This window comes from Mucilaginibacter sp. UYCu711 (genome assembly GCF_050433825.1).
GTDB lineage: Bacteria > Bacteroidota > Bacteroidia > Sphingobacteriales > Sphingobacteriaceae > Mucilaginibacter.
Genome location: NZ_JBNPWM010000006.1, coordinates 231481 through 251479, shown reverse-complemented (window position 1 = coordinate 251479; position 19999 = coordinate 231481). Strand labels below are relative to the sequence as shown.

At 41.7% G+C, this 19999-nt stretch carries 21 protein-coding genes; 8 read left to right on the top strand and 13 right to left on the bottom strand.

Going from position 1 to position 19999, the window contains the following annotated elements; translation table 11 throughout:
* Positions 1-73: 73 nt before the first annotated feature.
* The 5 genes from rplT to ABIB50_RS14675 all read right to left on the bottom strand — a co-directional run bounded on the left by rplT (position 74) and on the right by ABIB50_RS14675 (position 3658).
* Positions 74-418 (bottom strand): 50S ribosomal protein L20, encoded by a 345-nt coding sequence (gene rplT, locus ABIB50_RS14695; protein WP_299357177.1) that lies wholly within the window; start codon positions 416-418, stop codon positions 74-76.
* Between the two features lie 70 nt (positions 419-488).
* The gene (gene rpmI, locus ABIB50_RS14690) at positions 489-689 is read right to left on the bottom strand and encodes a 50S ribosomal protein L35 (protein WP_214070640.1); all 201 of its coding nucleotides are present in this window, start codon (positions 687-689) and stop codon (positions 489-491) included.
* A 75-nt stretch (positions 690-764) separates the two neighbouring features.
* Positions 765-1331 (bottom strand): translation initiation factor IF-3, encoded by a 567-nt coding sequence (gene infC / locus ABIB50_RS14685; RefSeq protein ID WP_429380709.1) that lies wholly within the window; start codon positions 1329-1331, stop codon positions 765-767.
* Position 1332: 1 nt separating this feature from the next.
* Positions 1333-3258: a threonine--tRNA ligase gene (thrS, locus tag ABIB50_RS14680; protein WP_429380707.1), complete on the bottom strand. Its 1926-nt coding sequence runs from the start codon at positions 3256-3258 to the stop codon at positions 1333-1335.
* Positions 3259-3379: 121 nt separating this feature from the next.
* Entirely contained in the window at positions 3380-3658 is a 279-nt protein-coding gene (locus ABIB50_RS14675; RefSeq protein WP_429380705.1) for a hypothetical protein, read from the bottom strand.
* 65 nt (positions 3659-3723) lie between these two features.
* Here ABIB50_RS14675 and ABIB50_RS14670 point away from each other — a divergent pair, with 65 nt between their 5' ends.
* A complete protein-coding gene (locus tag ABIB50_RS14670) occupies positions 3724-5040 on the top strand; it encodes a glycoside hydrolase family 2 protein (RefSeq protein WP_429380703.1) in 1317 nt (438 codons plus the stop codon).
* A gap of 24 nt (positions 5041-5064) precedes the next feature.
* A complete protein-coding gene (locus ABIB50_RS14665) occupies positions 5065-5964 on the top strand; it encodes a hypothetical protein (protein WP_429380701.1) in 900 nt (299 codons plus the stop codon).
* 202 nt (positions 5965-6166) lie between these two features.
* Here the strand turns inward: ABIB50_RS14665 and ABIB50_RS14660 are convergent, their stop codons facing one another.
* From ABIB50_RS14660 to ABIB50_RS14640, 5 genes are read right to left on the bottom strand one after another with little or no spacing between them, the layout of a single operon-like run.
* On the bottom strand, positions 6167-6577 hold the full coding sequence (locus ABIB50_RS14660; protein WP_429380699.1) for a hypothetical protein: 411 nt from the start codon (positions 6575-6577) through the stop codon (positions 6167-6169).
* Between the two features lie 3 nt (positions 6578-6580).
* On the bottom strand, positions 6581-7309 hold the full coding sequence (locus tag ABIB50_RS14655; RefSeq protein ID WP_429380697.1) for a (Fe-S)-binding protein: 729 nt from the start codon (positions 7307-7309) through the stop codon (positions 6581-6583).
* Between the two features lie 51 nt (positions 7310-7360).
* A complete protein-coding gene (locus ABIB50_RS14650; RefSeq protein ID WP_429380695.1) occupies positions 7361-8668 on the bottom strand; it encodes an MFS transporter in 1308 nt (435 codons plus the stop codon).
* A gap of 55 nt (positions 8669-8723) precedes the next feature.
* The gene (locus ABIB50_RS14645; protein WP_429380693.1) at positions 8724-10052 is read right to left on the bottom strand and encodes a S41 family peptidase; all 1329 of its coding nucleotides are present in this window, start codon (positions 10050-10052) and stop codon (positions 8724-8726) included.
* Positions 10053-10083: 31 nt separating this feature from the next.
* Entirely contained in the window at positions 10084-11412 is a 1329-nt protein-coding gene (locus ABIB50_RS14640) for an MFS transporter (protein ID WP_429380691.1), read from the bottom strand.
* A 362-nt stretch (positions 11413-11774) separates the two neighbouring features.
* Between ABIB50_RS14640 and ABIB50_RS14635 the strand changes: the two genes are divergently transcribed.
* From ABIB50_RS14635 to ABIB50_RS14610, 6 genes are all read left to right on the top strand, one after another.
* The gene (locus ABIB50_RS14635) at positions 11775-12311 is read left to right on the top strand and encodes an NADPH-dependent FMN reductase (RefSeq protein ID WP_429380689.1); all 537 of its coding nucleotides are present in this window, start codon (positions 11775-11777) and stop codon (positions 12309-12311) included.
* A gap of 71 nt (positions 12312-12382) precedes the next feature.
* The gene (gene htpG, locus ABIB50_RS14630) at positions 12383-14266 is read left to right on the top strand and encodes a molecular chaperone HtpG (protein ID WP_429380687.1); all 1884 of its coding nucleotides are present in this window, start codon (positions 12383-12385) and stop codon (positions 14264-14266) included.
* Between the two features lie 4 nt (positions 14267-14270).
* A complete protein-coding gene (locus tag ABIB50_RS14625; RefSeq protein ID WP_429380685.1) occupies positions 14271-14666 on the top strand; it encodes a hypothetical protein in 396 nt (131 codons plus the stop codon).
* A gap of 141 nt (positions 14667-14807) precedes the next feature.
* Positions 14808-15335 (top strand): DUF4251 domain-containing protein, encoded by a 528-nt coding sequence (locus ABIB50_RS14620; RefSeq protein WP_429380683.1) that lies wholly within the window; start codon positions 14808-14810, stop codon positions 15333-15335.
* 10 nt (positions 15336-15345) lie between these two features.
* The gene (locus tag ABIB50_RS14615) at positions 15346-15717 is read left to right on the top strand and encodes a DUF4251 domain-containing protein (protein ID WP_429380681.1); all 372 of its coding nucleotides are present in this window, start codon (positions 15346-15348) and stop codon (positions 15715-15717) included.
* Positions 15718-15850: 133 nt separating this feature from the next.
* Positions 15851-16369 carry a DUF4251 domain-containing protein gene (locus tag ABIB50_RS14610; RefSeq protein ID WP_429380679.1) on the top strand — a complete coding sequence of 173 codons (519 nt, stop codon included), beginning with the start codon at positions 15851-15853 and terminating at the stop codon, positions 16367-16369.
* A gap of 28 nt (positions 16370-16397) precedes the next feature.
* Here the strand turns inward: ABIB50_RS14610 and eutC are convergent, their stop codons facing one another.
* Genes eutC through eat form a run of 3 tightly spaced genes read right to left on the bottom strand, consistent with a single transcriptional unit; the run spans position 16398 to position 19901 of the window.
* Positions 16398-17150 (bottom strand): ethanolamine ammonia-lyase subunit EutC, encoded by a 753-nt coding sequence (gene eutC, locus ABIB50_RS14605; protein WP_429380677.1) that lies wholly within the window; start codon positions 17148-17150, stop codon positions 16398-16400.
* Entirely contained in the window at positions 17147-18523 is a 1377-nt protein-coding gene (locus tag ABIB50_RS14600; protein WP_429380675.1) for an ethanolamine ammonia-lyase subunit EutB, read from the bottom strand. Before ABIB50_RS14600 ends, eutC begins: the two co-directional genes overlap by 4 nt.
* Before the next feature lie 49 nt (positions 18524-18572).
* Positions 18573-19901: an ethanolamine permease gene (gene eat, locus ABIB50_RS14595; RefSeq protein ID WP_429380673.1), complete on the bottom strand. Its 1329-nt coding sequence runs from the start codon at positions 19899-19901 to the stop codon at positions 18573-18575.
* Positions 19902-19999 lie beyond the last annotated feature (98 nt).

The window sequence follows — 19999 nt, the reverse complement described above, 5'->3', positions numbered from 1 at the left end:
TTCACTAATATTAAAGCAAAAAAAAGACCCTTACCAAATTGGAAAGGGTCTTTTTATATAATGTGTAATACGCTTATTTTACTGCGTCGATTACTGCTTTGAAAGCATCAGGGTGATTCATCGCTAAATCAGCTAATACTTTACGGTTTAAACCAATTTCACTTTTGATTAATTTACCCATCAATTGTGAGTAAGAAATTCCGTGCTGACGTGCACCAGCGTTGATACGTTGGATCCATAAAGCTCTGAATTCTCTTTTCTTGGTTTTTCTATCGCGGTAAGCGTATTGTAAACCTTTTTCTACTGTGTTTTTAGCAACGGTATAAACCTTGCTTCTTGATCCCCAATAACCTTTGGCGAGGATCATGATCCTTTTTCTGCGTCTTCTCGACGCTACGGCGTTAACTGAACGTGGCATGTTGTTTGTTTTTGGTAGTGAGTGCCTTAATGGACTTTAAAACTCGAATACCTGGTTAAAAATTAATTAATTACTTTCCGATACAAAGCATACGTTTTACGTTACCCATATCAGCATCAGAAACTAAACTGGTGTGAGTTAGGTTACGCTTACGTTTTGTTGACATCTTGGTTAAGATGTGGCTTTTGTATGCGTTTTTTCTTGCAATTTTACCGGTTCCAGTAAGCTTAAAACGCTTTTTTGCACTGGAATTGGTTTTCATTTTTGGCATAGCTATTATTTATTTGTGTTAGTTACAGGCGTTATCTCAACGCTTTATCTTTACTGTGCACAAAGCACACTTTAATTATTTCTTAGCTCCTTTTGAGGCTACGGTTAAAAACATACGTTTACCTTCTAATTTTGGTAGTTGCTCTACTTTACCCACTTCTTCTAAAGCTTGTGCAAAACGCAGCAATAATATCTCGCCTTGTTCTTTGTATACAATTGCACGGCCTTTAAAGTGTACGTAAGCCCTTACCTTCTCGCCTGCTTCCAAAAACTTGGTGGCATGCTTTAATTTAAAATCAAAGTCATGATCATCAGTATTCGGTCCGAAACGAATTTCTTTAATAACCGTTTGCTTGGCATTGCTTTTAATCTCTTTAAGCTTTTTCTTCTGCTCGTAAATAAACTTGTTATAGTCCGTTACCTTACAAACCGGCGGAACCGCGTTTGGAGAGATCTCTACCAGGTCAAGTTCCTGCTCTTCGGCGATAGCCAAAGCATCTTTTAATGAAAAGACACCCTGCTCTACATTGTCGCCTACTAAACGAACTTCTGCAGCCCTGATAAATTGATTAATGTTGTGTTCAGCTTCTTTTTTCTTGAAAGGAAGCCTTGGTCCTCTGTTGAAGGGTTTGTTTAATGCCAAGTTATACCGTTATTTCTTTAATTATTTGTTGTTTAAATTCTTCTATGCTCATACTTCCCAAATCGCCCTGACCATGTTTACGAACCGAAACTACTTCTTCATTAGCTTCTTTTTCGCCCACAATCAGCATATATGGGATCTTTTTAACTTCAGCATCACGGATTTTTCGTCCGATCTTTTCATCCCTAAAGTCAATCAGCCCGCAAATATCGGAATTCTTTAACTCATCTGAAAGTTTTTTTGCATATTCTTCATACTTTTCCGAGATAGGCAAAATAATAAACTGCTCGGGTGACAACCAAAGCGGGAAATTACCGGCGCAATGTTCTATCAATACTGCCACAAAACGTTCTAACGAACCAAACGGCGCACGGTGGATCATTACCGGGCGGTGCTTCATATTGTCGCTGCCTGTATACTCCAGTTCAAAGCGCTCAGGCAGGTTATAATCAACCTGGATGGTACCCAATTGCCATTTACGGCCCAGCGCGTCTTTAACCATAAAGTCAAGCTTAGGGCCATAAAATGCTGCTTCACCCAATTCAACTACGGTTTTTAAACCTTTTTCCTCAGCAGCCTCAATAATAGCAGACTCGGCTAATGCCCAATTCTCATCAGTACCGATATATTTAGCCTTGTTTTCAGGATCGCGAAGCGATACCTGTGCAGTATAATCATCAAAACCTAAGGCTTTAAATACGTATAGTACCAGGTCAATTACTTTCTTAAACTCTTCCTTTACCTGGTCAGGGCGGCAAAACAAGTGTGCGTCATCCTGTGTAAAGCCGCGCACACGGGTTAAGCCGTGCAGCTCGCCGCTTTGCTCGTAACGGTAAACGGTACCAAACTCAGCCAAACGAACCGGAAGATCCTTGTATGAGCGTGGTTTTGTTTTATATATCTCGCAATGGTGCGGGCAGTTCATCGGTTTAAGGAAGAACTCCTCTCCCTCCTGTGGTGTTTTTATCGGCTGGAACGAATCGGCACCATATTTTTCATAGTGACCGGACGTAACGTACAAGTTTTTGTGGCCGATATGCGGTGTGATAACCTGCTCATAACCTGCTTTTTGCTGTGCCTTTTGCAGGAAATTAACCAAACGCTCGCGCAAGGCAGTTCCTTTAGGCAACCATAATGGCAAGCCCATACCAACTTTTTCAGAGAAAGCAAACAGCTCCAGCTCTTTACCCAGTTTACGGTGATCGCGTTTTTTAGCTTCTTCCAGTAAATGAAGGTAATCTGTTAATTCGCTTGCTTTAGGGAACGTTACACCGTAAATACGGGTTAACTGTTTGCGGCTCTCATCACCGCGCCAGTAGGCACCGGCAAGGCTCATTACCTTAACGGCTTTAATAAAGCCGGTGTTTGGGATATGTGGGCCGCGGCACAAATCTGTAAAGTTGCCCTGTGTATAAAAAGTAATGGCACCGTCAGGCAGGTCCTTTAAAAGGTCAAGCTTGTATTCATCATCCTTTTCAGTGAAATAAGCAATAGCATCAGCTTTAGATACAGGTTTGCGGACAAACTCTTCCTTGGTTCTTGCCAGCTCAATTATTTTATCTTCAATTTGTTTAAATTCATCTGACGATAGAACCTTGTCGCCAAAGTCAACATCATAGTAAAAGCCGGTCTCGATAGCCGGGCCGATACCGAATTTTGTTCCCGGGTACAAAGCTTCCAGAGCCTCGGCCATTAAGTGGGCCGATGAATGCCAGAAGGTTGATTTCCCCTTGGTATCATTCCAGGTTAACAGTTTTACGATTGAATCTTTTTCAATGGCGCGGCTTGCGTCCCAAACTTCGCCGTTAACTTCGGCGGCTAATACGTTACGAGCCAGGCCTTCAGAGATAGACAAGGCTATCTGCATGGCAGTGATCCCCGCGTCATACTGACGAACGGACCCATCGGGTAGTGTAATATTAATCATCTACAACTATGATTTAAAGTTTATAAAATTACGTTTCGCGGTCACCTACGTGTGTGACCATTTATTTTGAGTGGCGAATTTAGAGAAATTATTGGAATTATTGGCGGTCGCGATAGCAATATTATCTCAATTTTACCTTGTAATGATCCCTGACGTGCTGATTGATATAGGTGGTTAATCCCGCGCCTTTTTTAGCAAGCGACTTCATTTCGGCGACAGCAGCCGGTCCGGCGCTTTTATTGGTATAAACATATACCGACCCATCCCTGAATTGTATGCTGATGCTGTCTTTGCCTGTTTCATAGGCAACTACGCCCGTGTCAGCGTTGGCTGTTTTGTAAGGTTGCATAGTGTATTGTAGCAAAATAGTTGCCAAACTGCAACCATAATGCGTAGGCATTATTAAAAACTTTCATTAGTTTAGCTATCTAAACCAAATCGATATACAACCTATCTTCTTTTCCTATGAATTTTAAAAAACTGTTTGTACTCTTAGTATGTACGGGCCTTGGGTATACATCATTTGCGCAAAGCTGGGCGCTTAAAACGGCTCCGTTAATGAGTAAGTTTGCCAAAGATGTAAACCCTGCCAATGTATTGCCCGAGTATCCGCGCCCACAACTGGTACGTAAAGAATGGCTTAACCTTAACGGCTTATGGCAATATCAGCCCGGCGCTACAGGCGACGCATTACCAACAGCCAAGCTGGATAAAACCATATTGGTACCGTTTCCGGTTGAGTCTGCCCTGTCGGGGGTTATGGAACACCACGACCGTTTATGGTACCGCCGTACGTTTACTGTGCCGTCAGGCTGGAAAGGCAAGCAGGTGTTAATACATTTTGGCGCGGTTGATTATGAATCGGAAGTGTTTGTAAATGGCAAACATATAGGTTTGCACAAAGGCGGCTACGACCCTTTTACCTATAATATTACCAAGGCACTGATAGAAACCGGCAAGCAGGAGCTTACCGTGCGTGTTTATGACCCCACAGACAACGGCGGCCAGCCACGCGGTAAACAAACCTTAAAGCCACAGGGCATTATGTATACTTCGGTTACCGGTATTTGGCAAACCGTTTGGCTGGAGCCTGTTGCTGTGGTTAGTATAAGAGATATTAAAATAGTGCCTGATGTTGATAATTCGGCGGTTAAGCTTACTGTGAGCACTTCCGGAACAGCAAGGGGCGCAATGGTTTCGGTAAAAGTTAAAGATGGCAATAATACTGTTACAACCGTTTTGGTAGCACCTAATAAAGAGACGAGTATTAAAGTTGATAATCCTAAATTATGGTCGCCGGATAGCCCGTTTTTGTATAACCTGGATATTGCCCTAAATAAAGATGGCGCTACTACTGATGCGATAACCAGTTATTTTGGAATGCGTAAAATTTCTGTCGAGGAGGATGGCGGTTACAAAAAATTGTACTTAAACAATAAATTCCTGTTCCAATTGGGGCCGTTGGATCAGGGCTTTTGGCCCGATGGCGGTTACACTGCCCCCACCGACGAAGCCTTAAAGTACGACCTGGAAATGATAAAGAAGTTTGGATTTAACATGGTGCGTAAGCATATTAAGTACGAGCCCTACCGCTGGTATTATTGGGCCGATAAGCTGGGCGTAATGGTTTGGCAGGATATGCCATCGCCAAACTCTTATACCGAACATGTGCCACCGGTTGATACAGTAGAGTTCAGGTCGGAGTTGACAAGGTTGATCCGCACCCACTGGAACTCGCCAAGCATTGTTACCTGGGTTATTTTTAACGAAGCACAGGCGTAGCATAATACCGCAGGCTTAGTTAAAATGGTGCATAAGCTTGATCCATCGCGCTTAATTAACCAGGCCAGCGGTGGCAACCACTTTGGTGTGGGCGATTTTTTGGATATCCATAGCTACCCACCCCCGGCGGTACCGTTTAGCAACAAGCAGGTTTTGGCCTGCGGCGAATATGGTGGCATCGGCTTTATTATTCCGGGCCATACCTGGAAAGTTGGCGATACCTATATCATGATCAACAATAAAAAAGAGTATACCGACCTGTACGATAAATTTACCAACGACTTAACTCTTTACAAAACCAATATGGGCCTTAGTGCCGCGGTTTATACCGAGATAACTGATGTTGAGGTTGAACTGAATGGGTTGCTTACTTATGATCGCGATGTAATAAAAGGCGGGGTTGATAAGATCTATGCGTCAAACTATAAGGCTATTCATGATAATTTATACATTAAAGAAGTATTAGCATCATCACAAAAAGAGGCAAAAACGTGGAAGTATACCACAGATATACCACAGGACGATTGGTTTAAAACTGATTTTAATACTAATACCTGGAAAAGCGGCCCTGCCGGATTTGGTACCCGAGGGACACCGGGCGGCAATATCAAAACCGTTTGGAACACTAAAGATATTTGGATGCGCCAGGAGTTTGATTTAGGCGATCTGTCAGCAAATGATAAAGATAAATTGGCCTTATACATTCACCATGATGAAGATTGTGAGGTTTATATCAACGGTATAAAAGCAGCAATTATAAGCGGTTATTCATCAGCTTATACTGTAGTACCTATAAACGCCGAAGGTAAGGCGGCGATAATTTCTAACGGTAAAAATATAATTGCCATACACTGTAAACAAACTGCCGGCGGGCAGTATATTGATGCAGGGCTTTCTTTGTTGAGTAATACTAAAGTAGAATAGACGAGATCGCCTTGACATAAAAGTGCCCCGATTTATCAGGGCGTTTTTATACGTTAAGATCAAAATCAATACTATTTTATGGTCTCGTTAATAGATACTATCAATTAATCCATTTAAACTTTGAAGCACTTACACTCTAATACGCAATGAATTAAGTAACATCTTATAAATTACTACAGATGATATTTTGAAGCTGGCGAAATTATCTTTTATTCCAATCTTTTACGACCTCGTTATAGTTTAGGAAAAACCTCTGTTTATGTGGCTTATAAACTTCTATAATCAAAGAACCTTTTCTTTTTAAGATCGAATCACCTCTTGAAATAATACTTACCCATTCTGGAAATAATTCAAACTTAGATTTATCCGACAGTAAAGCAGTTCTCTCGTTATGATTTCGAGTGTCATTATAAAGTGAATCAACTTTCCCCGCAAAACTCTCTCCTGATCTCTCCTTTAAAAAAGTTTCCGTTCCTGTGGGTCCAAAAAAATTAGACCATAAGGCGAGCCCAAAAAGCGATACGGGAACAGCTCCGAAACAGAAGTACAAAATAATCTTTTCTGTTTTTGTTATACTTGGGTTACGTCTTATCCAACCAAAAATATTTTCCATATCTTATACGTTACCCCAACCCAATGTCAAAACATCGGCCAGGTGCAGGGTTTTAATAGGCAGGTTGTTCTTATCGATATAGCCCTGCAAGTGAAGCAGGCAGGATGCGTCTGTAGAAATTATATACTCAGCGCCAACAGAAAGGGCTATATCAACCTTTTGCTGCGCCATAGCGCTTGATATAGCGTCGAACTTAACAGCAAAGGTACCACCGAAACCACAGCAGGTGTCGCCCTGCGGCAGATCTACCAGTTCCAGTCCCAATACTTTTGATAATAGCTGGCGGGGTTCTTGTTTGATATGGCACTCGCGCAAAGCGGCGCAGCTATCGTGGTAAACGGCACGGCCTTCCAGCTCGGCCCCGAAATAATCAAACTGCAAGATATTCACCAGGAAATCCGACAGCTCATAAATATTACCTTGTATGGCCCTGCACTTGTTGTGTACAATGGTATTGGTAAACAGATCGTTATAATAGTTCTTGACCATACCGGTGCACGATGCAGACGGGGTTACAATAATGCTGTCTTCCGAAAAGCCATTTAAAAATTTGCTTCCCACATCTTTTGCCTCGTCCCAAAAACCGGCGTTAAAGGCGGGCTGGCCGCAACAGGTTTGCTCGGGGTTGTATTCCACCGTACAGCCGGCTTTTTCTAAAACTTTAATGGTATTAAAAGCTGTTTCAGGGAAAAGTTGGTCTATAAAACAGGGAATAAATAGTTCGGTTTTCATGCGCCGCTAATTTCAGAAAAAGTAATGGGTTTTGGGCGATGAGTTTTGAGTTTACTTAACCATGCTTAAATTTTGTTCATGCTTATATAAAGCGATCAGCAATATCAAACCTGCGATAAAGAAAACGCCCAGCGCAAGTATGGAGTTGCGCATGCTGCCGGTCAGATCTTCTATCAATGCGAAACTGAACATACCGCCAACTATGGCCAGTTTTTCGGTAACATCATAAAAGCTGAAGAATGAGGCTGTATCGGTAGCATCCTGCGGCAGGTATTTAGAATAGGTTGACCGGGACAGGGACTGGATCCCTCCCATTACCAAACCAACCACAGCAGCCAGCAGGTAAAACTGTATAGCATTATTGATAAAATAAGCTATTAAACAAACAATGATCCAGATAATTACCACACCGGTTAGCACAAAAACGTTACCGTACTTTGCTGATAACCTTGACATTAAATTAGCACCAAATATGGCCACTAATTGAATGATAAGGATGATAGTGATTAAACTGGTGGTGGGCAGATGTAATACCTTTGCGCCAAAGCCGGCCGCCGCCAGCATAATGGTTTGCACGCCCATACTGTAGAAAAAGAAAGCCGGTAAATAGCGCTTTAATAAAGGCATGTGTTTAACCTGCTGCCATACTTTACCTAACTCAATAAAGCCGCCACGTAACACACTAACTTTTTTATTAATAACTTTTGCGTTGCCCGCAGGTAAACCTTTAAACGGAATTTGAGCAAAGCCTATCCACCATAAACCAACCAGCAAAAACGATAAACGCGCCGGGAAACTGGTATCTGTTATCCCAAATATACCCGGCGCTAATACAAATACAAAACAAATTACCTGGAGGATCATACTGCCGATGTAGCCATAACTAAAGCCTTTTGCGCTAACCGAGTCCTGGTTATCAACGGTGGCTATCTCTGGTAAATAGGAGTTGTAAAACACAAAGCCGCCACTATATCCTATGGCGGCCAATGCAAAGCAAATAATTCCAAACTCTAAGGTAGCCAGCTTGAAAAAGTAAAGACAGCAACAGGCTACGGCGCCAAGCCAGGTAAAAAACTGCATAAAGGCTTTCTTATTGCCACGATAATCGGCAATGGATGTTAGGATGGGCAGCATTAGCACAATAACGAAGTAAGCAGCCGCCAAAGCATAATTTGACAAAGCTGTATTCACAAAGCTATGGCCAAAGAACATTACCTTATCACCGTTGGCTTTATTTTCAGTAATAGCCACGTAATAAGCCGGGAAGATGGTTGAGGTTATCACCAGGTTATACGCCGAGTTAGCCCAATCAAACATGGCCCAGGCGCGGATGGTTTTTTTATTGTTTTTTTCGAACATTAAAGCTAAATTAAAATATACGTTATCAGTTGTTGAAGGTTATCGCTTATTTAGATTAACGATTAACACTGAGAATTTTAATGGCCAGATCTACTGCCGGATCTTTACCTTTAACCCTGTCATTTATGGTTGGGTAAACCTGGTAATCCGGGACAAAGTAAGAGGCACTGTTTTTTTCATATCCGGGCAGATAAAAATTTTTAGTTGGGAAATAAACGCTGCATTTGGTATTTGAAGTTATTGCTTCCCGGACCTCGCCTGAAATAAATAATGGCTCAGCACTTATTTGTCCTATTACAGTTCCCATTTTATAATATTTAAAAGCGTTTGCCATCATGTGCGCACTTGAATAGGAAGTGACATTATTTAAGAGAATTGTTCGTCCTATAAATTTATCCGCCATCCGCTTAGGAGCGTCAAGCGTTGTATCACTTTCAAAAACGTTTTTTGAATTTTGCAGGTATTCTTCGCCAGTATCCATGCTGTATTTTTTATCGGTAATGTAGTCGAAAACATCCCTGGATAATTTTGTGCTCCCGCCTAAATTACCACGGATGTCAACAATCAATTTATTGATGCGCTGCTGTTTAAGCGTCTTGAAAAAAACAATTAAACCCGAATCAAGTTTTTGCCGCTTATCTGCTACCAACGTGTTTATGCGCAGGTATCCAATTTTTTCGTTAAGTATGACATACGTAAAATCATCAATTGAATCCCAAAGTGCAGTTATTACCTTTTTTTGAACGCCTTTTATTTTTACCGTTTTATTGGCAAATTTTAAGCTAAAATTATTCCGGAAACCCATTTCCGAAAATAAACTTCTATAAAAATGATCTTCATTCCGTCTTTCAAAATAATTCTCTTCATTACTTTTTAGTAGCATGCCATGCCGGAACCTATTTAATATCTCTTTTGAAGGAACGTTATTAATAGAAAGGACTTCATCTCCTTTCTTTACCGCTGTACCTTCCCTTAAACATTTATCAATAAAAATTTTATCCTTATCTATAAAAACCGTGAAAGGGAAATAGAGGTCGGGGTTTTGTAGTTCTAACTTTTTAACAAGCCCTTCGTCCAAACGAAGACTAAAGTGTTCGTCATTCAACAGGGTAAACATTGGCGATACTTTCTGATAAAATTCGATAGTAGTCATCGGCTTGTTTATTGAAGCTGTGATCTTTTGTTTTATTGAATCGTAAGAGCTTTTGGCACATAAATAATATGGATTGGGCGCCTTGCTTTCAATATTAAAAGTTATTTCTTTAAAGTCTGCCTTAAGTAAATCCAGCGATACCTTATCATCAATACTTTGCATGGTATCAGGTATGCAGAAACTTAAAGTAAGCAGCAAAAATATGGCTGCGATGATATGAGTAGTTTTCATTTAATATTTAGGTTATAGGAGAAGTACGCTTTTACTCTGCTAATGGTACAATTTGTATGTCCTTAGCTTTCTTTTCAGCTACAAATAAAGCTATCAATAATACCAATCCCACCAAAAAGAAACAATCCAGGGCTAATGCCGAGTTACGCATGGTGCTGGTATGGTCTTCTACATAGGCGAAAACTGCAAGGCCCACGACAATAGAAAGTTTTTCAGTGGCATCATAAAAGCTAAAATAAGATGCGGTGTCCGGGATGTCTTGTGGTAACAGTTTGGCGTATGTTGAACGCGATAATGATTGTACGCCACCCATTACTATCCCAACTGCAAATGCAGCTACATAAAACTGGTTTTGGTTTGCTATATAGTAAACACTCAAACAGGTTAAAGTCCAAAAAACTACCAGCACAATCAGGGTTTTTGTATTGCCATATTTGTTAGATGCCAGCGAAGTAAGCCATGCGCCTATTATAGCTACCACTTGGATGATAAGGATGATGGCAATTAAATCGTCATCCTTCATGTGCAGTTCCTTGGCCGCAAATTCGGCAGCAACCAACATGATGGTCTGTACACCTACCGAGTAAAAGAAGAATGCAGGTAAAAACCTTTTAACCAGCGGCATAGTTTTGATTTTACCGAAAACCTTTGCCAACTCTTTAAATCCTCCGGTAATTACATTGAATTTATGAGACCCGGCATTAGGTTCGCCTTTGGGCAGTATTTTGAAAGGGATTATAGCAAATCCTATCCACCATATAAAAACAATGATGAATGAAATACGCGCCCCCATATCTTCGGTGATCCCAAACGAATTGTGAAATAATATCCCAACCAAACAAACCAATTGTACTACGATGCTGCCGGCAAACCCATATATAAACCCTTTCGCGCTCACGTCGTTCTGCTTGTCTAATGTGGCTATTTGCGGGAGGTACGAGTTATAGAACACAAACCCGCCGCAGTAACCTATGGTGGCTAAACCAAAGCATATCATACCAAGCTCTATTGGCCCGCCTTCTTTCAAAAAGAACAAACCGGCACATGCCAAAGCGCCCACCCAGGTAAACAATTGCAGATATAGCTTTTTAGCGCCGCGGTAATCGGCTATGGAAGTCAATATCGGCAATAAAAGCACGATAAGCAGGTACGATACAGCTAAAACGTAATTTTGCAATACGGTATTAACAAACTTATGGCCAAAAAAGCTAACCGTATTTTTACCATAAATTGTATGGGCTGTGATTCCTACATAATAAGCGGGGAAAATAGTTGAGGTTATAACCATGTTATACGATTGGTTAGCCCAATCAAACATGCACCACGCCCAAATGGTTTTTTTGTTGTTTTTTTGTTCCATGTGATTGCTAAAAGTATATAATTTTTAGCAGGTACAAAAGCCTTTAAGAACTCAAAAAAAAATGATCCGGGTGATCCACTTTTACTGATCCACATCAAAAAAATCGGCAAAAAATACCCGATTTTCAATTATTTGATTATCAACAAACTAATTAATGCGTATGCTTAAAAATCCTGACTAATAAGAGTGATCCAAAGTGATCCGCTTGAAAAGTTAAAATATTAATTTTCAATACGTTAATCAAAAACAGTGATCCAGGTGATCCATATTTTAAAGTGGATCACCTGCGTCAAAAGCCTGCTCTTTTCGAGTCGATATTCTTTAATTTATTTGAGATATAATAACTTGGCACCATCAATACTATGAAAAAGATCTTAGCCATTTCCGGCAGTTTACGCCAGGGTTCGTCCAACCATGCCATACTAACTTATTTGGGTTCAATAGCTCCTGCGGATATCGAATATACTATCTATACCGATCTGGCCCTAATCCCGCCGTTTGATCCCGGATTGGATACCGATACTCCGCCGCCCGCTGTAGCAGCTTTACGTCGACAATTAACAGAGGCCGACGGCCTCATTATATGCACGCCCGAATATGCTTTTGGCGTTCCCGGTTCATTGAAGAACATGCTGGATTGGCTGGTGTCAAGCAGTACGCTGGTTGATAAGCCAGTGGCCTTGATAACTGCTTCGTTGGGTGGTGAGTATGCGCATAGTTCCCTCCTGCTCACTTTGGGCGCTTTGTCAGCAAAGGTTGTTAATAGCGCTACTTTTTTGATACGGTTTATCCGATCTAAGATGGATGCTGATGGAAATGTGAAGGATAACGAGACTATGAAAAAATTACAGGATGTGTTTGCCGCTTTTTTAAAAGAAGTATGCCAATTTGACAAATAACCACCTTTGGAACGCTCATTGATATGCAGGGTTGTTACTAAACATTAACCCTGAAATTAGATTATAAAATTATGCAAGAAAAAGGAACCATTTCGATCCACACCGAAAACATTTTTCCGATAATTAAAAAATTCCTGTACTCTGATACCGAGATATTTTTGCGCGAGCTGGTATCAAACGCGGTTGACGCTACCCAAAAAATTAAACGACTGGCTTCATTGGGCCAATATAACGGCGAGCTTGGCGACCTGCGGGTTGAGGTTGCTTTTGATGAGGCAGCAAAAACCATCACTATATCCGACAATGGGTTGGGTATGACCGCCGAAGAAATAAAAAAATACATTAACCAGATCGCATTCTCGGGAGCCACCGAGTTTATGGAGAAGTTTAAGGAAGCTAAAGATGCCAACGAGATTATAGGTCGCTTTGGTTTGGGCTTTTACTCTGCATTTATGGTGGCAGATAAGGTAGAGATCCAAACACTATCTTACCAGGATGGTGCCGAGCCCGCACACTGGATCTGCGATGGCAGTACGGAATTTGAAATAAGCGAAGGTACGCTTGAAGAACGTGGCACCGAGATCACCCTGCATATCAATGCCGAATCTGAAGAGTTTTTAAGCAAACATCGCTTACAGGAAATATTAGATAAATATTGCCGCTTCCTGCCGGTGCCTATCATCTTCGGTAAAAAAACCGAATCTGTGGAGGATGGTGTTGACGAAGAAGGCAAACCTAAATACAGCGATGTTGAGGTTGATAATGTGATTAACAACACCAGCCCCATCTGGACAAAAGCGCCTGCTGAATTAAAAGATGAAGATTATCTGTCATTCTATAAAGAATTATATCCGTTTAGCGAGGACCCATTATTCTGGATCCATTTAAATGTTGATTATCCGTTTAACTTAACTGGGGTATTATATTTCCCTAAGCTTAAAAAGGATTTCGAGATCCAGCGTAATAAGATCAAATTATTCTCTCGCCAGGTATTTATTACTGATGAGGTTAAGGATATCGTGCCCGAGTTTTTGATGCTGTTGCATGGTGTAATTGATTCACCGGATATCCCACTTAACGTATCGCGCAGCTTTTTACAAGCCGATAGCAATGTTAAAAAGATAAACAGCTACATCACCAAAAAAGTAGCTGATAAGTTGGCAGAGCTGTTTAAAAACGACCGCAAGGGTTACGAAGAAAAATGGACCGACATTGGCCTGTTTGTAAAATATGGTATGGTGAGCGAAGACAAGTTTTATGATAAGGCTAAAGACTTTGTTTTATTAACCAATACTGCTAAAGAGAACTTTACTTTAACCGAATACAAAGACAAGGTTGAGCCGGTACAAACTGATAAAGATGGCCAGTTGGTTTATATCTACACTAACGACCCATCAAAACAGGACGCGTTTATCCAGTCGGCTAATCGTAAAGGTTATGATGTATTGTTGATGGATTCGCCTATCGATACGCACTTTGTAAGTCATTTAGAGCAAAAGCTTGAGAAAACCTCGCTAAAACGTGTTGATGCTGATGTAGCTGATAAACTGATCAAAAAAGATGATGCGCCTGAACATGTTTTAACCGAAGAGCAAGCTACTAAAGTAAAAGCGATATTTGATAAAGCTATCAATCGCGCTGCTTATAAAGTGGAACTGGAAAGCCTTAGTCCGGACGAATTACCGGTAACTGTAACCATGGATGAGTTTATGCGCCGTATGAAAGATATGGCAGCCATGGGTGGCGGTATGGGTTTTTATGGCAGCATGCCTGATAACTACAAAGTAGTAGTAAACGGAAACCATAAACTGGTAAGCCGCATCTTGCAGGACGCAAACGAAGAAGTACAATCGCAATTAGCTAAACAAGCTTTTGATCTGGCTTTACTTTCGCAAGGTTTATTAACCGGTGCCGAGCTGACAGAGTTTGTTAACCGCAGCGTTAATTTGATATAATTAAATGGCGACGGTAACAGTTAATGTACCAACTGATATACAAAAAAAACTGGCCGATGGTGATCTCACCATCGGCCGTTTTTTTATTGACGTATTTGACAGTGACAAGGCAATTAAAACGGAGATCTGTGCAAGCCTGTTGGCTTTTCACGATGATGTAGGCGGATCGCCTGAGATTGAAAGTTTAGAAATAGATCAGCAGCAAATAACTTTTGATGCTGTAACAAACAGCGGTAAAATACTTTTCAGGTACCGCGTACGTTTTTATTATGGATGTGCCGATATTAATAAAGATGAACCTGCAAATGAGCGATCGGACTTTGAAATAGACAATATCAACAATAAATTATTGGTGCATATTCATGATCCAATAAGGCGAGATACTATCGATGAATTTTGATTACCACCTACTTTAAAAAAAGCAAAAACTCACATCCTTACTTTTAAGTATGTGGGTTTTTTTCTTTTAACTAAACTTATTGCTTAAATTTATGTCATATAGTAAAAGCACACACTTAACTAACCTTAAAAACCTATTGCTATGAAAAAACTTAGTAAACCTTTATCATCGTTGTTATTCAGCTTATTTGTCGTCACGGTAAGCTTTGCACAAACAACTACTGCTGAAAAAAAAACAGCGAAAGCCGCCGAGATCAAGCGCCTCATTACATCGCAAAATTTCGTATTTAAACCAGAGTATGCAGAAACTGTAACCCCGGCCAAAAAGCTGTATGGCAGTTATGACCTTGAAGTTTCTAAGGAAGAATTTAGTGTATACCTTCCCGCTATTTATCGTTTTGATCAATACATGAACCCTAATGAGGGCGGATATAATAATACTACTTCTAAATTTGGATATGTTGCTACGGTTAATAAAAAAGGTACCTGGCGCGTGCTGATTACTCCGAAAGATGACCCTACGGAACATTTAAAAAATCGTTTTAGTCCTTACGTGAAGGTGATATTAACTATAACACCCGACGGCTACGCCACTTTGGCTTTTAATGATGGTATATACTTTAGCGGCCATATTGAAGAACAAACATCTGATTCGTTGGCATCAAATTAAACCACTGGCTATGAAAAGCATATTAAAACTCATTACCTTCATGATAATTTGGCTGGGCACCTTATCATACAGCTATGCACAAACACCCATAGCTGATAAAAAAGCATTAGAGGCTGCTGAAGTTAAACGCCTCATTACATCGCAAAATTTTTTATTTAAACCGGAATATGCTGTAAACGTAACACCCGAGACAAGATTATTTTATGATTTCGGTTTAGCTGTTTCAAAAGATAACCTGGAGATATATTTGCCTACGTATACCACTACTACATCACATAATCCCGGTGGTTGGAATGAGGATGTTGTTAAATTTGATTACAAGAGCAAGGTTGACAAAAAAGGCATTTGGCATGTGTTTATTACTACAAAAGATCTTCAATAGGAGAATGTAAAATTCACTTTAACGCTGAAGCCTGACGGCTCGGGCACATTAGCTTATGCTGGTCGCATATACTTTACCGGCCATATTGAAGAACCAATATCTGATAAATTAACATCAAATTAAACTTAGAGATATGAAAAATTTATTAAAATCAATCACATTAATGATAGTTTGCCTAAGCACATTATCATACAGCAGTGCACAACCAACCAAAGCCGATAAAAAAGCTGCGAAAGCCGCTGATATCAAACGTATTATAACGTCTGACAACTATGCTTTTAAGGCAAACTATGTTATCCCAATGTCCATGTCTCCGCGTGCTTTAACCAGCGATTATGATGTACGTGTAAGCACAGGCAAGCTAGAGGTATACCTGCCTTATTTTGGGCGCGCATACTCCGCACCGCGCGATTTAAACGATGGTGGCATTAAACTAAAAACCGTAGATTATGATTACAAAGTCGTAGAAAAGAAAAAAGGCGGATGGGACATCACCATCAAGCCTAAAAAAACTACTATAAATACGGTTGGGGATGTACAGACCTTGCGATTAGATGTATCAAACGATGGGTACGCTTCATTACAAGTTACATTAGGTAGCAGGCAGTCAATTTCGTTTAATGGTTATATCGAAGAGATTAAGAAAAGTTAAGCAATACAACTAATGCGGCAATGCCGGTTTATTCATGCAATAAGCCGGCATTGTCTTTTAATTCAACACCCGATAGTTTTCTTCTAAACGCTTCCTGCACCAGGTAAAAGATCTTTTTAGATGCCTGCTCGCAGGTAAGACCTGCCGGCCTGATGTTTGAAATACAGTTACGCAGTTCATCAGTTAAACCCGGTTTGGGGTTGTAAGTAAGATACACCCCCATACTATCCGCCGAACTTAAACCCGGCCGTTCACCTATAATTATCAAGGATAATTTAGCCTGTAAAGCCTGGGCTATTTCATCGGCTATAGCTACCCTTCCCTGTTCAACAATCACTATATCAGCCAGTTGTAAATTAGCCAAATGCAGCATCGGGATCAGTATTTTTAGCAGGTTCACGGCATTGGTATTAATTGCAGTTGCAGATAACCCATCAGCTATAATTATGGCGATATCCGTCGGTTGAGTATGACCCTGTAGTTCGGTTTTAGAAGCCTCGCTTAGCTTCCTGCCCAGGTCCGGGCGTTGCAGGTATTGCTCGCGGTAACCGGCCTGGCTATGCAAGTGCAGGATGGGCAGCCGGAACTGTTTCAGGTCATCCGTTAATGCGTTGATATCCAGATCTGAATAAACTGCATCGCGGGCATGGGCATGGGCCAGTTTAAACTCCAGCGACTGTTTTAAAGGGATGCTGGTACCTGCCCTGCCAATTGCAATCCGCGCGGCAGTAAACGCCCGCATACCTACTAATAAGTCAGTGGATTTTATGACTTTTTTCACTTTTTATTACCATTTAATAACCCGTTGTTACCATTTATTACCAATATATTACCGTTTTTATCTATTATTTCCTGCTTTATCAGCCATCTTTCAAATTCTGGCGAAGGCCTCAATCCTAACACCTTTCGTAAATACAAAGCATCATGAAAAGAGGTGGATTGATAGTTTAACATAATATCATCCGACCCCGGGATCCCCATCACAAAATTACAACCGGCAACGCCCAGCAGCGTCAACAGGTTATCCATATCGTCCTGGTCGGCTTCGGCGTGGTTGGTGTAGCAAACGTCGACACCCATTGGCAGGCCAAGCAGCTTTCCGCAGAAATGATCTTCCAGCGCCGCCCTTATAATTTGCTTGCCATCATATAAATATTCAGGGCCGATAAAGCCCACCACCGTATTTACCAATAGCGGGTTATACTTCCGGGCAACGGCATAGGCCCTTGCCTCGCAGGTTTGCTGATCCACACCAAAATTAGCGTTGGCTGATAGTGAGCTGCCCTGCCCGGTTTCAAAGTACATCACGTTATTCCCCACCGTCCCCCGGTTTAAGGACAGCGTGGCGGCGTAAGCCTCGTCCAGCAAAGCCAGGTCGACGCCAAAACTTGAGTTGGTACGCTGGGTACCGGCTATGGATTGAAAACAAAGATCAACCGGCGCGCCTTCGTTGATCAGTTGGATAGTGGTAGTGATATGGCTCAATACACAGGACTGTGTGGGGATCTCAAACTGCTCCCGCAGGTTATCTATCAGCCTTAATAAATTTGCTACCGCCGCCGGGCTGTCCGTGGCCGGGTTTATGCCGATAACAGCGTCGCCGCTGCCGTATAGCAAGCCATCAATAATGCTCGCGGCAACACCCTTAGGGTCGTCTGTAGGGTGGTTAGGCTGCAGCCGGGTAGAGAAATGCCCCTTCAACCCTATCGTATTCCTGAACCGGGTTACTACCTCGCATTTTTTTGCTACCGCGATCAGGTCCTGGTTACGCATCAACTTGGATACCGCGGCGGCCATTTCGGGGGTGATTCCCGGGGATATACTTCGTAAGCTATCACAGTCCGTATCATCGCTTAACAGCCAGTCGCAAAAATCGCCGACGGTTAGGTGGCTTACAGGTTCAAACGCTATGGCATCATGGCTGTCGATTATCAGGCGGGTAACCTCATCCTTTTCATAAGGGATAACCACTTCGTTCAGGAACGTTTTCAACGGTACATCGGCCAGAGTTATCTGGGCAGCAACCCGTTCCTCATAAGTAGCTGCGCATACCCCAGCCAACTCATCACCCGACCGGCATGGCGAAGCTTTGGCCAGCAGATCTTTAAGATCATCAAATTGGTAAACCTTTCCTTTTATGGTATGCCGGTACATTATTGGGTCATTTGTTCAATGGTTCATTAGTTTATTGGTGAATGGCTGATTAACGCTCAAGTAACGCATCGTCAGTTATCTTAATTTTATGTTTTCCCATCAGCATAAAAATAACAATAGCTGCGGCTAATAATGCAAAGAAAATAAGGCTCACCAGCGCGTTGAACCAAATAATGGCGAACAGGCAAATTGCTGATATAACCAAAGCTATTGCAGGAAAGACGGGGTAAAAGGGCGAAATAAACGGCCGCTCCAAACCCGGTTCTTTCTTCCTTAAAATAAACAGGCTTACCATGCTCATTAAATACATCACCACAGCGCCCAATACCGATAACACCAGGATCTGATCCATGGTACCTATAAATATCGCTATAAAGCTTACAACACCACTACCGATCAGCGCCCAATGCGGGGTTTTAAATTTAGTGTTTACGTTGGCTAAAGTCCGCGGTAAATAGCCGCTGCGTGCCATAGCGAACACCTGCCGGGATGAAGCCAGTATAATACCATGCAGGGAAGCGATTAGCCCGAACAAACCTATCCCCGCAAATAATTTGGTGATGCCGTTATCATTGCCTAAAACAATGCCTATTGAAGCCGGCAGCGGATAAGCTAAACTATCCAGTTGATGCCAGTTGGTGATGCCGCCGGTTAATATCATTACAGCAAGCGCCAGAAACACAAGGGTCAATATAGCCGAGATATAGCCTTTGGGAATATTCTTCTTTGGCTCTTTCACTTCCTCTACCACCATCGCGACCCCTTCTATCGCCAGGTACAACCATACCGCATAAGGCAGCGCAGCAAACACGCCCGACCAGCCAAAAGGCATGGGGTCGGTTAAAAAATTGCTCATTTTAAAATGCGGGGTAACTATACCCATGTATAATAAAAGCTCGCCAACAGCTAATACAGTAATTAATATGGAGAAGGTGGCCGACTCTTTAACCCCCGAAATATTTAAAATGATAAATGCCGTATTAAATAACAATGCCGATTGCATAACCGGTATAGCGGGATATAAGAAGTGTAAATAACTGCCTAAAGAAATGGCGATAGCAGGCGTAGCAAGCAGGAAATCAATAAGCGTAGCGTAACCGGCAATCAGCCCGCCAAACGGCCCCATTGCCCTGTAAGCGTAAGCAAACGCGCCGCCGGCATGGGGTATGGCTGCGGTAAGCTCGGTATAGCTAAATATGAATGTGACGTACATCAGGGTAACTACCAGCGTGGCTATTAACAGCCCCATAGTACCCGCTACGTGCCAGCCCAGGTTCCAGCCGAAGTACTCGCCGGATATAACCAAGCCCACCCCTATTGCCCATAAATGCACAGGCTTTAATACCCGTTTTAATTGTCCTGTAGCGGTATCTGCCATAAGCCTGATTGGTGTTTGTTAATGCAGGCTTAAGATAGGGATTGAACCGGGTATTTCAAAATAGCAGACTGCAACACTAAATACTTAAATACCTAAAA

Excerpts from the sequence above, each read along its gene's own strand:
- ABIB50_RS14625 (WP_429380685.1), top strand. The coding sequence starts at position 14,271 with ATGGCGACGGTAACAGTTAATGTACCAACTGATATACAAAAAAAACTG.
- rplT (WP_299357177.1), bottom strand. The coding sequence starts at position 418 with ATGCCACGTTCAGTTAACGCCGTAGCGTCGAGAAGACGCAGAAAAAGG.
- ABIB50_RS14600 (WP_429380675.1), bottom strand. The coding sequence starts at position 18,523 with ATGTACCGGCATACCATAAAAGGAAAGGTTTACCAATTTGATGATCTT.
- eat (WP_429380673.1), bottom strand. The coding sequence starts at position 19,901 with ATGGCAGATACCGCTACAGGACAATTAAAACGGGTATTAAAGCCTGTG.
- thrS (WP_429380707.1), bottom strand. The coding sequence starts at position 3,258 with ATGATTAATATTACACTACCCGATGGGTCCGTTCGTCAGTATGACGCG.
- ABIB50_RS14635 (WP_429380689.1), top strand. The coding sequence starts at position 11,775 with ATGAAAAAGATCTTAGCCATTTCCGGCAGTTTACGCCAGGGTTCGTCC.
- ABIB50_RS14655 (WP_429380697.1), bottom strand. The coding sequence starts at position 7,309 with ATGAAAACCGAACTATTTATTCCCTGTTTTATAGACCAACTTTTCCCT.
- rpmI (WP_214070640.1), bottom strand. The coding sequence starts at position 689 with ATGCCAAAAATGAAAACCAATTCCAGTGCAAAAAAGCGTTTTAAGCTT.
- ABIB50_RS14620 (WP_429380683.1), top strand. The coding sequence starts at position 14,808 with ATGAAAAAACTTAGTAAACCTTTATCATCGTTGTTATTCAGCTTATTT.
- htpG (WP_429380687.1), top strand. The coding sequence starts at position 12,383 with ATGCAAGAAAAAGGAACCATTTCGATCCACACCGAAAACATTTTTCCG.
- ABIB50_RS14640 (WP_429380691.1), bottom strand. The coding sequence starts at position 11,412 with ATGGAACAAAAAAACAACAAAAAAACCATTTGGGCGTGGTGCATGTTT.
- ABIB50_RS14650 (WP_429380695.1), bottom strand. The coding sequence starts at position 8,668 with ATGTTCGAAAAAAACAATAAAAAAACCATCCGCGCCTGGGCCATGTTT.
- ABIB50_RS14615 (WP_429380681.1), top strand. The coding sequence starts at position 15,346 with ATGAAAAGCATATTAAAACTCATTACCTTCATGATAATTTGGCTGGGC.
- ABIB50_RS14670 (WP_429380703.1), top strand. The coding sequence starts at position 3,724 with ATGAATTTTAAAAAACTGTTTGTACTCTTAGTATGTACGGGCCTTGGG.
- ABIB50_RS14675 (WP_429380705.1), bottom strand. The coding sequence starts at position 3,658 with ATGCCTACGCATTATGGTTGCAGTTTGGCAACTATTTTGCTACAATAC.
- ABIB50_RS14645 (WP_429380693.1), bottom strand. The coding sequence starts at position 10,052 with ATGAAAACTACTCATATCATCGCAGCCATATTTTTGCTGCTTACTTTA.
- ABIB50_RS14665 (WP_429380701.1), top strand. The coding sequence starts at position 5,065 with ATGGTGCATAAGCTTGATCCATCGCGCTTAATTAACCAGGCCAGCGGT.
- ABIB50_RS14660 (WP_429380699.1), bottom strand. The coding sequence starts at position 6,577 with ATGGAAAATATTTTTGGTTGGATAAGACGTAACCCAAGTATAACAAAA.
- ABIB50_RS14610 (WP_429380679.1), top strand. The coding sequence starts at position 15,851 with ATGAAAAATTTATTAAAATCAATCACATTAATGATAGTTTGCCTAAGC.